16 protein-coding genes and 1 pseudogene are annotated in these 14,288 nt (G+C 55.3%); all 17 read left to right on the top strand.

Translation table 11 applies throughout. From position 1 onward, the window contains the following. Positions 1-3: 3 nt before the first annotated feature. The 17 genes and pseudogenes from ACRQV7_RS13260 to ACRQV7_RS13180 all read left to right on the top strand — a co-directional run bounded on the left by ACRQV7_RS13260 (position 4) and on the right by ACRQV7_RS13180 (position 14,283). Positions 4-1,525, top strand: a pseudogene (locus ACRQV7_RS13260) (DNA cytosine methyltransferase). Positions 1,526-1,625: 100 nt separating this feature from the next. Then, entirely contained in the window at positions 1,626-1,937 is a 312-nt protein-coding gene (locus tag ACRQV7_RS13255; RefSeq protein WP_444658515.1) for a 4-oxalocrotonate tautomerase, read from the top strand. A gap of 60 nt (positions 1,938-1,997) precedes the next feature. Then, complete coding sequence (locus tag ACRQV7_RS13250; RefSeq protein WP_444658514.1) at positions 1,998-2,261, top strand: hypothetical protein; 264 nt, start codon at positions 1,998-2,000, stop codon at positions 2,259-2,261. Next, positions 2,258-2,845, top strand: coding sequence for a hypothetical protein (locus tag ACRQV7_RS13245; RefSeq protein WP_444658512.1), 588 nt, complete (start codon positions 2,258-2,260; stop codon positions 2,843-2,845). The genes ACRQV7_RS13250 and ACRQV7_RS13245 overlap by 4 nt, the downstream gene beginning before the upstream one ends. Positions 2,846-2,930: 85 nt before the next feature. Then, positions 2,931-4,694 (top strand): VirB4 family type IV secretion system protein, encoded by a 1,764-nt coding sequence (locus ACRQV7_RS13240; RefSeq protein WP_444660284.1) that lies wholly within the window; start codon positions 2,931-2,933, stop codon positions 4,692-4,694. After that, on the top strand, positions 4,694-5,893 hold the full coding sequence (locus ACRQV7_RS13235) for a hypothetical protein (RefSeq protein ID WP_444658511.1): 1,200 nt from the start codon (positions 4,694-4,696) through the stop codon (positions 5,891-5,893). The genes ACRQV7_RS13240 and ACRQV7_RS13235 overlap by 1 nt, the downstream gene beginning before the upstream one ends. After that, positions 5,890-6,267 carry a DUF3846 domain-containing protein gene (locus ACRQV7_RS13230; RefSeq protein WP_444658509.1) on the top strand — a complete coding sequence of 126 codons (378 nt, stop codon included), beginning with the start codon at positions 5,890-5,892 and terminating at the stop codon, positions 6,265-6,267. The genes ACRQV7_RS13235 and ACRQV7_RS13230 overlap by 4 nt, the downstream gene beginning before the upstream one ends. A gap of 12 nt (positions 6,268-6,279) precedes the next feature. After that, positions 6,280-6,567, top strand: a complete 288-nt coding sequence (locus tag ACRQV7_RS13225; RefSeq protein WP_444658508.1) for a DUF6103 family protein — start codon at positions 6,280-6,282, stop codon at positions 6,565-6,567. A 126-nt stretch (positions 6,568-6,693) separates the two neighbouring features. Continuing rightward, a complete protein-coding gene (locus tag ACRQV7_RS13220; protein ID WP_444658506.1) occupies positions 6,694-6,900 on the top strand; it encodes a hypothetical protein in 207 nt (68 codons plus the stop codon). A 362-nt stretch (positions 6,901-7,262) separates the two neighbouring features. Beyond that, complete coding sequence (locus tag ACRQV7_RS13215; RefSeq protein ID WP_444658504.1) at positions 7,263-7,703, top strand: hypothetical protein; 441 nt, start codon at positions 7,263-7,265, stop codon at positions 7,701-7,703. A 2-nt stretch (positions 7,704-7,705) separates the two neighbouring features. Further along, on the top strand, positions 7,706-9,439 hold the full coding sequence (gene mobP3 / locus ACRQV7_RS13210) for a MobP3 family relaxase (protein WP_444658502.1): 1,734 nt from the start codon (positions 7,706-7,708) through the stop codon (positions 9,437-9,439). Positions 9,440-9,441: 2 nt separating this feature from the next. Further along, positions 9,442-10,401, top strand: coding sequence for a DUF3991 and toprim domain-containing protein (locus tag ACRQV7_RS13205; protein ID WP_444658501.1), 960 nt, complete (start codon positions 9,442-9,444; stop codon positions 10,399-10,401). Positions 10,402-10,405: 4 nt separating this feature from the next. Continuing rightward, positions 10,406-12,235, top strand: coding sequence for a VirD4-like conjugal transfer protein, CD1115 family (locus ACRQV7_RS13200; RefSeq protein WP_444658499.1), 1,830 nt, complete (start codon positions 10,406-10,408; stop codon positions 12,233-12,235). Then, positions 12,232-12,495: a helix-turn-helix domain-containing protein gene (locus tag ACRQV7_RS13195; RefSeq protein WP_444658497.1), complete on the top strand. Its 264-nt coding sequence runs from the start codon at positions 12,232-12,234 to the stop codon at positions 12,493-12,495. Before ACRQV7_RS13200 ends, ACRQV7_RS13195 begins: the two co-directional genes overlap by 4 nt. A 365-nt stretch (positions 12,496-12,860) precedes the next feature. Further along, on the top strand, positions 12,861-13,097 hold the full coding sequence (locus ACRQV7_RS13190) for a helix-turn-helix domain-containing protein (protein WP_444658495.1): 237 nt from the start codon (positions 12,861-12,863) through the stop codon (positions 13,095-13,097). Next, positions 13,094-13,705 (top strand): DUF1819 family protein, encoded by a 612-nt coding sequence (locus ACRQV7_RS13185; protein ID WP_444658494.1) that lies wholly within the window; start codon positions 13,094-13,096, stop codon positions 13,703-13,705. The genes ACRQV7_RS13190 and ACRQV7_RS13185 overlap by 4 nt, the downstream gene beginning before the upstream one ends. Positions 13,706-13,797: 92 nt before the next feature. Continuing rightward, entirely contained in the window at positions 13,798-14,283 is a 486-nt protein-coding gene (locus ACRQV7_RS13180; protein WP_444658492.1) for a DUF1788 domain-containing protein, read from the top strand. The last annotated feature ends 5 nt before the right edge of the window (positions 14,284-14,288 follow it).

The following is a 14,288-nucleotide window of genomic DNA, read 5'->3' as shown; positions in this document are numbered from 1 at the left end:
GCCATGCTGACGATGGGAAGCCTTTTCGATGGGATCGGAGGCTTCCCTCTGGCGGCAGTCCGCAATGGCGTCGTGCCCGTCTGGGCCAGCGAGATCGAAGCCTTTCCCATCGAGGTAACGAAGCTGCGGTTCCCGGACATGGTTCACGTCGGGGATATTACGAAGCTGAGTGGTGCCGAGCTTCCGCCCGTGGATATCGTCTGCGGCGGCAGCCCATGTCAGGATTTGTCTGTGGCCGGAGCGAGAGCCGGGCTGGCCGGCGTCCGTTCCGGCCTTTTTATGGGACAAACCCGTGTCGTAAAGGAGATGAGAGATGCAGACAGATTGCGAGGCCGAACAGCTCACCTTGTTCGGCCCAGATTTATGGTGTGGGAAAACGTCCCCGGAGCCTTCTCCTCGGCAGACGGCGAGGACTTCCGGGCGGTCCTCGAAGAAACCATCCGAATTGCGGACGACAGACTTTCAATTCCTCGACCTGCGTCCGGGCGGTGGGAATCTGCTGGGGGCGTGCTGGGAAACCAATGCTCCCTTGCTTGGCGAGTACTGGACGCTCAATACTGGGGCGTCGCCCAAAGACGCCGTCGAATCTTCCTTGTCGCGGATTTTGCAGGAGACAGTGCCCCGACGATACTATTTGAGCAAAACTGCCTGTCTGGGAATCCTCCGCAGGGCTGAGGAACGCGGCAAGGATTTACCGCCGCAGCTTGAAGCGGCACTGGAACGGCAGGCTGGTATAGCAAAAAACGCCACATCCTCATTGCCAAGTCGAATTGACTCCCATAGTGTAGCCGGATTCTGCGCCGGGGCCGGGCCGTCTGCCGGGACCATCGGGTATCAGGAGGAACGCGCGCCCACGCTGAAAGCCTCAGCCAGCGGAAACATGATGCCGTCCATTCTGTGCCTGAACGACCAGGGTGGGCAGCGTATGGATCTGTCTCTCGACCGCACCGGCACACTTCGTGCCGATGAGAAAGGGCATCAGCCTCTGGTATACGAAAACCACGGAATCGACGCCAGATATACCGGCCCGCACAAGGTCGCGCCCACCATGTCGGCCCGGTACGGGACCGGGGGCAACAACATCCCGCTGGTTTCACGCGAACCGGATGCCATCTGCATCACTGGCAATGCCATTGACCGGCAGCCGCAAAACGGCGGCAACGGTCTCGGCTGGCAGGCGGATATTTCCTATACCCTGACAGCTACCGATCATCACGCAGTCTTCAATCGGCAGCGAGTGGATAAGTTCGTAGAGCAGGATGTTGCCAGCACGGAAAGCGCGCGCCAGCACAAGGACGCCACCGACCTTGTCTGTCAGCCGAATACCGAACAGCGGCAGCTCATACGGCGTCTGACGCCTCTGGAGTGTGAACGCCTCCAGGGCTTCCCGGACGGCTGGACAGATATCCCCGGCGCGTCGGACAGCGCCCGTTACAAGGCGCTGGGCAACAGCGTTGCGATCCCATGCGTGACCTTCGTCCTGCGCGGCATCGCCGCCGTATTGAGAGCGGCGGGCAGTGGGTAATATGCTTCACTTAGCCCATATTCTTCGTTGGCTCTGGTCATAGCTATTACGCCGCGCTCCCGCTATACTTGGCTTGCAAATCAGGAAAGGAGCTGTCACCGTGGAAACGACAAAAAACCTCTGCGCTCAAATCCCCGAGTCCCTGCACGCCAGAGTGCGGACAGAACAGGAGCAGTCGGGCCAGACGCTCAGCCAATACGTCACCGCGCTCATAACCGAATACTACAATCTGAAAGAAGGGCAAAAAATGGAAGGCACCAGAACCATGGCGTTTCAGATCCCGGAGGAACTGTTCCAGCGGATCAAGCGTTACCTCGACAGCGAGTCGGAGCGTACCGGCAAGAAGGTAAGCCAGCGGGAGTTCGTGCTGGGGCTGATCCAAAAAGCGCTGGACGACGCGAACATCGCATAATCAAAAATGACCGCGCGGGGTTGCCGGGAGGCGGCCCCAAAACTTTTGGAGGCGAAATACTTGTATCTATACCCTGACAACCTGAAGGCCAAGGCAACGCTGTTCCTGTGGGAACTGCGGGATGTGGGCATCATCGGCGTGGGACTTCTGCTTTCTGTCTTTGCGCTGGCCCAACTCCGCTTCTTCCTTCCCATTGTGGCAACGGCGGTATATGCTTTTCTCACCATCCGCTTTGACGGGACCAGCATCCGCGATTTTATCGTGAACGCCTTCGGTTTCTTTTTCGGGAAGCAGCAGATCTACTACTGGAGGATAAAAACATGAGCAGAAAAAAGAGGAACGCCGAGCGTGAGCGGCAGTCCACACGTCAGCTCATCGGCATCGACGGGATCTCCGAATACAGCCTTCTGACCAGCCATGGAGAGCTGGTCTTTTTTTCAATCAAACCGACCAACATCAGCGTTCTGTCCGACGCCAGTGTGGCGGCGCGGATCTACGCCCTGATGACCGTCCTCAAAGGCCAGACGGAGGTGGAGATGCTCTGCATCAACAGCCGGGAAAGCTTTGAGGAAAACAAGAGCTTCCTGAAAGCGCGGACGAATGCGGAGAACCTGCCCGCTGTGCGGAAGCTGCTGGAGCTGGACGCAGTCAGTCTCGACCGCCTGCAGGTGCAGATGGCAACCGCCCGTGAGTTTCTTATCATCGTGCGCCTGAAAAGAGAAAAGGAAACGGATGTGCGCTCTCACCTGATGACGATAGAAAAATCTCTCAAAGATCAGGGATTCACCGTGCGTCTGTGCGAGGGCGAGGGCATCAAACGGCTCCTCGGCGTTTACTACGAGCAGAATGTCACGACAGAAAAATACGAGGACAACGACGGAGATCGCTGGATCATCCTCGGCGAATAAGGATCAGGAGGTAACCCAATTGGGTAAACACAGTAAAAAAAGCGCGGCCCCGGCGCAGGAAGCGCAGATCAAGGAGTTCCTCGACATGATCTCGCCGGGGATCATCAAATTCAATGTGGATCACTTCCTATGCGGCAACACCTATCGGTGTGTATGGGCGCTGCGGGAATATCCCACCGCTACGGACGAGCAGGCGATCCTGCGGCATCTGGGCGAAAAGGACGGGGTGACGCTCCGCATCTACACCCGGCAGGTCACGCCGAGTGAGGAAAAGACGATCATCCACAACGCGGCCAACAAAAACCGCATGGCAGGCTCCAATACCAACGACCTTCAGCAGACGGTCACCGCGGAAAGCAATCTGCAGGACGTGACCGCACTGGTATCTGCCATGCACCGCAACCGCGAGCCGCTCCTCCACTGCGCGGTGTATATCGAACTCATTGCCCACGAATATGATGAACTGAAGCTGCTCCAGACCGACGTGCTGACGGAACTGGTACGGAGTAAGCTCAATGTGGACAGGCTCTTGCTCCGTCAGCAACAGGGCTTCCTCTGCGTCGGCCCCAGTGGATGGAACGTGTTCGGGGCTCAGTTCGAGCGCGTTCTGCCCGCCAGCTCGGTCGCCAACCTCTATCCCTTCAACTACTCCGGCAAGACCGACGCCCATGGCTTCTATATCGGGCGCGATAAGTTCGGCAGTAATATTCTCGTCGACCTTGACAAGCGGGACGATGACAAGACCAATCCCTGCTGCCTCATTCTCGGCAACAGCGGCCAGGGCAAGAGCTATCTCTTGAAGCTGCTCTTGTGCAACATTCTGGAAAGCGGCAAGAATGTCCTGTGCCTGGACCCGGAGCATGAATACGTCGACCTCGCGGAAAATCTTGGCGGGTGCTTTGTCGATCTCATGAGCGGCCAGTACATGATAAACCCTCTGGAACCCAAGGCATGGGACGACGGCAGCGGCGTGGACGATAAGGACGCGCCGCAGACCTTTCGGCAGACCACCAAGCTCTCACAGCACATCTCTTTCCTCAAGGATTTTTTCAGGTGTTACAAGGATTTCGATGATAAGCGTATTGATGTGATCGAACTGATGTTGGGAAAGCTGTATGAAAAATGGGGCATCAGCGATCGAACCGACTTCTCAAAGCTGACGACGAAGGACTATCCCATCCTCTCCGACCTGTATGAACTGATCGAGGCGGAATACAAAGCCTACGACGCGCAGAAGTTTCAGCTCTACACGGCAGAATTGCTTCAGGACATCCTGCTGGGGCTCCACTCCATGTGTCAGGGCGCGGAGAGCCAGTTTTTCAACGGTCATACCAATGTGACATCCAGCCGTTTCGTGGTGTTCGGCGTAAAGGGACTTCTGCAGGCCAGTAAAAATGTGAAGAACGCCCTGCTGTTCAACGTGTTGTCTTTCATGTCGGATAAGCTGCTGACCGAGGGCAACACCGCCGCCAGCATCGACGAGCTGTACCTGTTCCTGACGAACCTGACCGCAATCGAGTACATCCGTAATTTCATGAAGCGTGTTCGCAAAAAAGAATCCAGCGTCATCCTCGCCAGCCAGAACCTCGAGGACTTCGCCATCCCCGGCATAGCCGAGCTGACAAAGCCGCTGTTCAGCATCCCGACCCACGCCTTCCTGTTCAACGCCGGCAACATCGACAAGAAGTTTTATATGGATACGCTCCAGCTCGAAGAATCCGAGTACAATCTCATCCGCTTCCCCCAGCGGGGCGTCTGCCTCTACAAATGCGGCAACGAGCGGTACAACCTTGTGGTTCATGCCCCGGCGTATAAGGAAAAACTGTTCGGCAAGGCAGGTGGTCGCTGATGGCGCTCTCTCCGGCAGCGGCGGCGAAGATCGCCGCCAGCGTCCTCACCAGCGAAAAGCTCCGCAAAACCGTGGGCTGGATCATCGCCGCCATCCTCTCGCCGCTCATTCTCCTGCTGGTCGTTGTGTGCAGCTTTATGTCGGGCGGCGCGGATCACAACGCGGCGGCGCTCGACCTCTGCTACTACGGCGGCATGATCGCAGGCTCCGTTCCGGAAGCATACCGGCAGCACATCACGGATATGCAAAACAGCCTCGCCATCGTGGACAGCAATGTGGCATTTGTCAACGCCATGGCGGAAGGCGGAAGCGGCCTTGACTCCAATCGGGTCAAGGCCGTTTTCTATTCTCTGTATTTCGGCGAGGAAAACCCCGGCGCCGTTGGCATTGAGCAGTTCGTGGACTGCTTCGTGAGCTATGAGGAACGCACCCGCACCTGGACCGATGACGACGGCGCGGAACATTCGGAAACCTATACCGTCGCCGTGCCGGTCTCGCTGGAAACGGCATACGCCAACATCCATTCCAAGATGGGAGTAGAGATTACCGACGCGGTGCGGAAGAACGCGGATGAGGTATACTCCCGGACGCACAGCGGCGGAGATACATTCTCCGGTGGGTATGCCCGAGGCGACGGCGTAAGCATCGAGCTGGATATTTCTGCTTTCACCGATCCCGCCACTAAAAACAATCTCGACCTTGTCATCTATGCGGAAAACGCATGGAGAAATGGCTGGGGCTATGTGTGGGGCACCTATGGCTCCGTCCTTACGGATTCGATCTTCGCGTCAAAACTGGCACAGTATCCTGACGGAGTGGGTAACTATGAGGATTTCATCCGGCAGAACTGGCTGGGACGCAGAACAACCGACTGCGTGGGACTCATCAAGGGCTATGGATGGCTGGACACGTCCACCATGAGCATCGGCTATGGCATCAACGGCATGCCCGACGTGGGCGCGGACGGGATGTACAACAACGCCACAGTCAAGGGAAATATGTCCACCATGCCGGATATCCCTGGGCTTGCGGTCTGGCACGAAGGCCACATTGGTGTATACATCGGAAACGGAGAAGTCATTGAAGCAATGGGCACTAAATACGGCGTGGTCAAGACGCAGCTCTCTGAGAGGAGTTGGACGGCATGGCTGCAGATCCCATACATCAACTACATTTCAGAAACGGAGGCCACACCATGAGCGAAATCAAAACACTGTACGTTTTATGCGTGGAACCGGGCAAGGCCCCGGAGGAGAAAGCGATCGGCGCAGATCTGAAAAGCCTGCAGGCCGAGGTGGGCGGGCTGATCGAATGCGTGTATCTGAACGACGATCCCGGTACCATTCTCGTCTGCAACGAGGAAGGCAAGCTCAATGGCATGGAGATGAACAGACGGCTCGGAGATGACATCATCTGCGGGCCGTTCTTTCTTGTCCGGGATAACGGCGAGGGCGATTTCGCCTCTCTCACGGATCGGCAGGTCGCGGAGTACAAAGAACGCTTCGCCGAGGCGGAGCAGTTCTTGGACTACGAACCGGACGCACAGCCGCATATGCGGTTCATTACTTTTTAAGGAGGCGGCAGTATGAGCCAAGTCACGATCAACATTCCTTTCGACGAGGAAAGATTGAAGGCGCTGGATTTTTCTCTGAAGAAGGAAAACACCTCAGCGCAGAAGCGTATGGAGCAGGCTCTTGCGGAGCTGTATGAAAAAGCAGTGCCGGAGCCGTTGCGGGAATATGTGGACAGTAAGTCCGCGCCGGCAGCGAAACCCAGGCGTCCGGCAAAGAGTGAGCAACCGAAGTCTGTTCCTCCGGCAAAAACCGGAGCGCCGATTTCCATGCCGGTGAAGGAGGTTGAGAAAAATGGCTGATAATGTTTCCATTGAACTCTGGATGGACAGGCGGCAGCGCATCTCCGCCTTCCATGTGACTGAAAATGGAACGGATATGCATTTCAAAACCGACCGTGGGTATGAGTTTCTTGAGGCGACACACAAGTGTGCGATGCGCTGTCGATCATCCTGTGGGAGGGCGATGGCCAGACCCAGGAAATGAGTTATACGCTGAACGCAGCTGAGAAAGAGGTCCTGATCCGGGCCATGGATACATACTGCCAGAAACAGACCGGCGGTGTGGATCTCGCCGTATACAGCGCCCGGTGTATGGCGGAACAGCAGGCGCCGCCGACAGAACCGACCATGTAGCCCACCGCTGCGCTTGTGTTCGCCCTGTGTGGCGATTTGTTCCGCGGCTGCGGGAAAGGATGCCCCGGCAGAGCAAGACGCTTTGTCAGGGCTTTGTGCGGGAGATTTGGAGAACGGCATGGTGCTCACGATTTTAGTACAGGATAAAGCGGTGACATCGTCACCGCCTGTCACACCGTCCCGCAGAGCGGGCCGGGGCGCGGTTTTACAGGGCTTTGCGCGGTTTTTGAAAAGAGCGGCCTGACGCACCAGATTTGAGAGTTTGCACCGCATTTCGCACTATGCCGCCCCGTAAACCTGCGTTGCGTCAGGCTCTTCCAATGCACTAAAGCCATCACTACACCCGGTCTCAGGAGGAAAATATGTCAGAAGAAAAATACAGATATACCGTTCGGCTTGGGCCGGATACGGAGCGCATGGTCAGAGAGGCGATGCCGAAAGACAACTGCCAGTCGCTCAATGAATTTACTGAAAACGCCCTGCGGTTCTACGCCGGATATCTCAACACAAAGGATGCATCGGAATATCTTGCTCCGGTTTTGTCGCAGGTACTTCACGGCACACTGGACAGCTTCGGCGCGCATGTCAACCGCAATCTCTTTCGCCTCTCGGTGGAGGAAGCGAAAACCTGGAACGTCATCGCGGGTATGTTTAAGGTCAGCCAGGAGCAGTTGAAATATGTACATGGCAAAGCCGTTGGCGAAGTCAAGCAGCTTGGCGACAGGCTCACCTATGAAAAAGTCTACGCCGGCCCATACCCGCTGGAATACAGTCTCGATCTGCTCACCGGAGAGGATGAGTAAGAATGCCGCGCATTATTTTCATCTCGCCGTATTTCAAAAGCGGGCACAGCAGCGCGGCGCACCTCTCATATCTCATCCGCTACATCGCAACCCGAGAGGGCGTCGCGCCGGTTGCGGATACCGATAGGCTGAAACCGGCGACGGAAATGCAGGACCGGCTTATCCGCCGGCTGGTCAAAGATTTTCCTTCAGCGAAGAAGCGGTTCGAGTATGAGGATTACCTCGCCCGACCGACGCGGGAAAACGCTTCGGACTTTATCCAGACCGCGCTGGAACAGAATCTCGATCAGATCGGCAAACGGAAAAACTATGTGGACTACATCGGTATGCGCCCCGGCATTGCCAAGCTGGATGCCCACGGCCTCTTCGACGGTACGGGTAAAAAGCTGGTAATCTCCCAGGTGCAGAAGGAGATCGCGGAGCATCCCGGCGTTGTATGGACGCCGGTGATTTCGCTGCGGCGCGAGGACGCACACGCTATGGGCTTCGAGTCGCCGGAGAGCTGGCGCGCCATGCTCTGCTCCTGCACCGCCGAGCTTGCGAAGGGATACAAGATAAGGCCCGAGCATCTGCGCTGGTACGCGGCCTTCCACGACAAGAGCCACCATCCGCATATCCATATGATCATTTATTCCACCGATCCGACCGAAGGTTTCCTCACCGAGCATGGCATCACGCAGATCAAATCCTCGCTGGCACAGAATATCTTCCCGGAGCAGCTCCGGGAGCTGTATGCTGCCGACACCCAGCGCCGCGACGCGCTCAAGACGGACGCGCGAAAGCTGTATCAGGAGCTCATCGCGCAGATGGCGAGCGGCACGATCCGAAGCGAGCGCATCGAGAAGCTGACGGGGCAACTCGCCGCAAAGCTGTCCGCACACAAGGGTAAGATGCAGTATGGCTATCTGCAGGCACCGGTCAGGGCCATGGTGGATGAGATCGTGGACGAACTGGCGCGGGACGCGCGCGTAGCGGAAGCCTACCGGCTCTGGTATGACATCCGCACGGATATCGTCAGCACCTATCAGGACGAGATGCCGGAACTGCCGCCGCTTTCGCGGCAGAAGGAATTCAAGCCCATCCGCAATATGGTTGTCACGGAAGCAGCAAAGCTGCTCGGCCACGAGTCCACCTTCGAGGAAGCCCCATCGGACAAGCAAAAAGCCCCAGAGAATGTACGGAAGCTGGTCAAAATTATTCACGCGCGCGAGTCAACGCCGGATGCGGTTCGTGATGCGGCGGCGATGCTGCTTCGGCTCGCCAACAGTGGAAACCAAGATGCGGAATATGCCTTCGGCAAACTGTTCCTTCAAGGGGATATCGTGAGGAAAGACATCCCGGAGGCGGTTCGGTATTTCACCGACGCGGCAGAATCGGGAAATGCAAACGCCATGTATACGCTCGGCAAGCTGTATCTCGTCGGCGAAGATGTACCGCAGGACAAGAAAGCCGCTCTGAGGTGGTTTACCCAGTCAGCGGAACAGGGCAACACGTATGCGCAGTTCTACACAGAGCATTGGGCGGTGGCTGCACAGAACCCGTCTGTTTTTCTTTCCGCCACCAGACTGCTCCATCACATGAGCCGAGTCTTTCAGAATAGTACGCCGCCGCAGCGAGGAGGCGTTGGTTATGGCATCGACAAGAAGCTCCGCAGAAAGATGAAGGAGAAGAAGATTGCCCAGGGTCACAAGGAGGACGATCAGGAGCAGCGGCAGGACTACATCATTCCCTACTGAGATTGGAGGCGAGTATCATCGCACAGTATATTCATTTTACCGAGGAACAAAAGCGCCGGGCCAACTCCGTCGACCTGCCGGAGTTTCTCCGCAGGCGGGGTGAAAAGCTTCTTCCCTCCGGACGGGACAAGCGCCTCGCCTCGGATCACAGCGTCACCGTCCGGGGCAACCAGTGGTTCGATCACGCCACAGAGCAGGGCGGTCTTGCCATCGATTTTGTTCAGAAGTTCTATGGTCTGTCTTTCTCTGACGCAGTGACCGCACTTCTCGGCGGGGAGAGTGGGATCGGGTATCTCCCGGCGAGGAAAGAACCCGCAGAGCAGCGGAAACCTTTCGCACTCCCGCCCGCGCACACGGATATGCGGCGGGTCTACGCCTACCTCCTGCAGAGCCGCTGCATCAACCGGGATGTGCTGACAGAGTTCGCCCGCGCCGGACTCATCTTTGAGAGCGCGGAGCCATCCGCAGATAAAACGAAGATCTACCACAACGCCGTGTTCGTCGGAAATGATGAACACGGCGTTGCCCGTCACGGGCACAAGCGGAGCATCTATACCTCTGGCAAAAGCTATCGCGGTAACATTGAGAGCAGCGATCCGAGGTGCAGCTTTCACTGGGTTGGCGAATCCGATCAGCTCTATGTGTTTGAAGCGCCCATCGATCTTCTGTCGTACATCAGCCTTCATCAGGAGGACTGGCGGAAGCACAGCTATGTGTCCCTCTGCGGAACCTCCGAGCATGCCATGCTCTGGATGCTGGAGCAGTATACGCAGCTCGGAGAGATTGTCTTGTGTCTCGACAACGACGATGCCGGTGTCAAAGCGGCTGAACGGCTGACGGGAGTTCTCGCTGAACACGGATATGGAAACATCCGGATCGACCGCTCCGGAGAAAAGGACTGGAACGATGAGCTGGTGCGTGCCTGTGCGGCGGAAGAAAAAATGACTATGGAAATGGAGTGAGATCATGCAGGACAAAATCTATATCCTGATTGCCGCAGGCGCGATCATGTTCGCCGTCATTGGCGGACTGTCGCTGCTGGCGCATTATTATACTCTCAACGGCATCAAGAGCCGCACGGTTGGCGACGGTCAGCACGGCACCGCCCGCTTCGCCACGAAAAAAGAAATCGAACGCACTTACAAGAGTATCCCGTTTCGCCCAAAGACGTGGCGCAAGGGCACGAACCAGCCAAAGGTTCAGGGCATCATCCTCGGCAGCGTCGGCAAGAAGAATGAGGTCACGGCGCTGGTGGACACCGACGATGTCCACACATTAATGATCGGCGCATCCGGCGTCGGCAAGACGGCCTTCTTCCTCTATCCCAATCTGGAATACGCCTGCGCCACCGGCATGAGCTTTCTCTGCACCGACACCAAAGGTGATCTGTTCCGCAACTACGGAGCCGTGGCCCGCGACTATTATGGATATAATATCTCCGTCATCGACTTACGCAATCCCACCCGTTCGGACGGCAACAATCTTCTGCACCTCGTCAACAAGTACATGGATGAATACCGTGCCGACGAACACAACCTGGCCGCCAAAGCCAAGGCGGAAAAGTATGCAAAGATCATCAGCAAGACCATTATTAACTCCTCCGGCGACAGCGCCAACTACGGACAAAACGCCTTCTTCTATGACGCGGCGGAAGGTCTGCTGACCTCGGTGATTCTGCTGCTGGCGGAGTTCCTGCCGCCCGACGACGAGCACCCGGAGGAACGCCGTCACATCATTTCCGTGTTCAAAATGGTGCAGGAGCTTTTGGAGCCGTCGAATGTCAGAGGCAAAAGCCAGTTCCAGCTTCTGATGGCAAAGCTCCCGCCCGACCACAAGGCCAAATGGTTCGCCGGCGCGGCGCTCAATTCTTCCGACCAGGCCATGGCCTCCGTCATGTCCACCGTGTTGTCACGGCTCAACGCCTTCCTCGACAGCGAGATGGAGCAGATTCTCTGCTTCGATACCGCCATCGACGCGGAGAAGTTCTGCAATACCAAGAGCGCCATCTTCATCGTACTGCCGGAAGAAGACCTGACGAAATACTTCATGGTGTCCCTAATGATCCAGCAACTCTACAGGGAGATTCTTTCGGTAGCCGACGAGCATGGCGGGAAACTGCCGAACCGCGTGGTGTTCTACTGCGACGAGTTGGGCACCATCCCGCCTATCGAATCCCTGCAGCTTATCTTCTCCGCCTCCCGTTCCCGCCGCCTGCTCATGGTGCCGATCATACAGAGCTTCGGGCAGCTCCAGAAAAACTATGGCAAGGAGGGCTCGGAGATCATCGTCGACAACTGTCAATGCACGATCTTCGGCGGCTTCGCGCCCAACAGCCAGACCGCCGAGGTGCTCTCCAAAGCGCTGGGCAGCCGTACCGTCATGAGCGGCAGTATCTCACGAGGAAAGAACGACCCCAGCCAGTCCCTCCAGATGATGGAGCGTCCCCTGATGATGCCGGACGAGCTCAAGAGCCTGCCGAAGGGACAGTTCATCGTGATGAAGACCGGAACCCACCCCATGCAGACGCGCCTGCGGCTGTTTCTCGATTGGGGCATCACCTTTGATAATGTGTACGAGGTTCCGGAGAAGGCGGAGCGCAAGGTGGCCTACGCTGACAAGGACGAACTGGAGCGACGAATCGTGACGCGCTACCACTCTGACAAAGCCGTTGAGAATGTGCCTGTCTCCGACAAGCGCGCGCAGGCCAGCATGAGCCAGCAGCAGTCCAACTACAGCCTGCGGGATTCCAAAGCGCGTCAGAGGCAGAGATCACAGGCGCAGGAGGATAAGGTATGAGTTATTTCGGGACCATTTACGCTGAGGACATCCCGCACCGCGCGAAGGCGGTCTACATGTACCTGAAAGACCGAGCGAACCGGAGCGGCACCTGCTGGCCCGGTATCAACACCATCGCCAAAGACCTGCATCTCTCTCGCAGCACGGTTAAGCGGGCACTGGGCGATCTCACCATGCGCGGCTTCATCAAAAAGGAGCCATGCTACCGTGAGAACGGCAGCAACAGCTCCAATTTGTATCTGGTCGAAAATATAAGATAATACGCTTGACGTGAAAATATGATTTTCCGCCAAGGGGTCTTTGTCGCTTTTCACTGGACCGAGGAAGGGTTCATGATGAACCCCCTTGAAGGGCCAACCTGAAGGGAACGTTTATAGGCAGAGAAAGAACAAACCACCTAAACACAGGTATTGTATGCTAAGTTCGTTTAGCGCTTTCAACACTAAACCGAAGTATGGTTTCTATAGATTGTGAGACTCTTCGGCCCTAAAGCACAAAAAAGTCATCTTTTAAAAAATAAATATTTGTAAATAGAAAGATAAGTTGCTCGTCTACTCGTTTTTATGTGTTATAATATAAATATTTCTACCACTGCTTCTAAACCTGTGACATGGAGGGCATCGAGATGGACGTATGCTACAACAATCTATTCAAAATGTTAATCGATAAGGGACTTAAGAAAACTGAGTTTGCCAAGAAGGTTGGAATCAGTGCCAATACCCTTGCAAAACTGTCGCGCAATGAAATGGTTTCCATGGATGTGATTGTGCGGATTTGCAGAAAAATGAACTGCTCATTCGATGATATTGCAGAGATTCTTCCTGAGCCATCTCAAAAGGGTGAGGAGGTTCAGAAACAATGAAGTTGGATTCGCCGTATAACGGATCAGGCTCACTCACGCGAGAGCAATTCCTCTTTTATGAAATGAGAACTACTGCGAAGCTCATGTCTGAAGGCATGAGCGACGGAGAAACAATTCGAAAAATAGAGCGTGAAAATCTCTTCCAATATCCTACTGAGAAATCTGTTAAGGGTATGGCGAGGACTTGTATTGCCCGTATCCACGCAATGAAAAACAGTTCTTTAACGCAGGCGCTGGCAACACAACCTTCCGAAGTTGCAAAGCAAATCTGTCTGTATGCAATTATGAAACAACGCTGTCTTGTTTGGGACTTCATGGTCACGGTCATCGGTGAAAAGTACCGTTTAATGGACACATCCTTTGGTAAAATAGATTTGAATACATTTTTCATGCGGCTTCAGGAGCAGGATGATTCGGTGGCGGCATGGAGTGTTTCGACTGTAGCCAAGATCAAGCAGGTGCTTGTTAAAATCCTCGTTGAAAATGAGTATCTTGACAGCATAAAGGCGAACCACATCAATCCGGTATGGTTAAACCCGATGCTGGAAAACGAAATCCGAAGCAACGGCGATGAATTAGCGCTGCCTGCTTTTAATTGTTTTAACTAAGGGAGAGATGCAACCTTATGAGCAATATTAAAGAGCGATTAGACAAGCTGCGGAAACTCGTGCGGGATCAAGATTTTCTTGAAGGGAAAGGCTTGAGCAACGAGGTTAATATCCGCATTTTCTGCTATGAAGCAGCGGAAGAAATGATTGTAAGGCACTTTATTGAACAGATTACGACGGATCAGACGCTGGGCTGCCACCTGATCGAATGCAACCTTTATGAGACGTTCCTCGGCATCTGCTCTGATATGGACATTCTGGACACGATTCCTGAGATGGAAAATACCGACGGAAGCGCCTTTCTGCTTGACCAGCTTCATTCGGCGATCAGCGAATCGGAGTTTATAGAAAAGATTCAGGAAAAGGGCTCCTGTAAGAAGGGCGATGTTTTGCTTCTGACTGGAGTTGGAGATGTTTTTCCATTTATGAGAGTTCATAAAATGCTGGAAGCGTTGCAGCCGTATTATTCCGATATTCCAATTCTTGTTATGTATCCGGGAGCCTTTGACGGGAATTACCTGAAGCTGTTTGACCGGCTCACGCCGAACCCGTATTACCGGGCATTCAATGTCATATAAGGAGG

Source organism: Caproiciproducens lactatisolvens, from assembly GCF_052443335.1.
In the GTDB taxonomy this organism is placed as follows: domain Bacteria; phylum Bacillota; class Clostridia; order Oscillospirales; family Acutalibacteraceae; genus Caproiciproducens.
Note: the sequence above shows the minus strand (reverse complement) of the source record. Positions and strands in the feature narration are given on the sequence as shown.

Coding starts and splice junctions, on each gene's coding strand:
- ACRQV7_RS13245 (WP_444658512.1), top strand. CDS start 2,258: ATGAGCAGAAAAAAGAGGAACGCCGAGCGTGAGCGGCAGTCCACACGT.
- ACRQV7_RS13240 (WP_444660284.1), top strand. CDS start 2,931: ATGATCTCGCCGGGGATCATCAAATTCAATGTGGATCACTTCCTATGC.
- ACRQV7_RS13235 (WP_444658511.1), top strand. CDS start 4,694: ATGGCGCTCTCTCCGGCAGCGGCGGCGAAGATCGCCGCCAGCGTCCTC.
- ACRQV7_RS13230 (WP_444658509.1), top strand. CDS start 5,890: ATGAGCGAAATCAAAACACTGTACGTTTTATGCGTGGAACCGGGCAAG.
- ACRQV7_RS13225 (WP_444658508.1), top strand. CDS start 6,280: ATGAGCCAAGTCACGATCAACATTCCTTTCGACGAGGAAAGATTGAAG.
- ACRQV7_RS13215 (WP_444658504.1), top strand. CDS start 7,263: ATGTCAGAAGAAAAATACAGATATACCGTTCGGCTTGGGCCGGATACG.
- mobP3 (WP_444658502.1), top strand. CDS start 7,706: ATGCCGCGCATTATTTTCATCTCGCCGTATTTCAAAAGCGGGCACAGC.
- ACRQV7_RS13200 (WP_444658499.1), top strand. CDS start 10,406: ATGCAGGACAAAATCTATATCCTGATTGCCGCAGGCGCGATCATGTTC.
- ACRQV7_RS13195 (WP_444658497.1), top strand. CDS start 12,232: ATGAGTTATTTCGGGACCATTTACGCTGAGGACATCCCGCACCGCGCG.
- ACRQV7_RS13190 (WP_444658495.1), top strand. CDS start 12,861: ATGGACGTATGCTACAACAATCTATTCAAAATGTTAATCGATAAGGGA.
- ACRQV7_RS13185 (WP_444658494.1), top strand. CDS start 13,094: ATGAAGTTGGATTCGCCGTATAACGGATCAGGCTCACTCACGCGAGAG.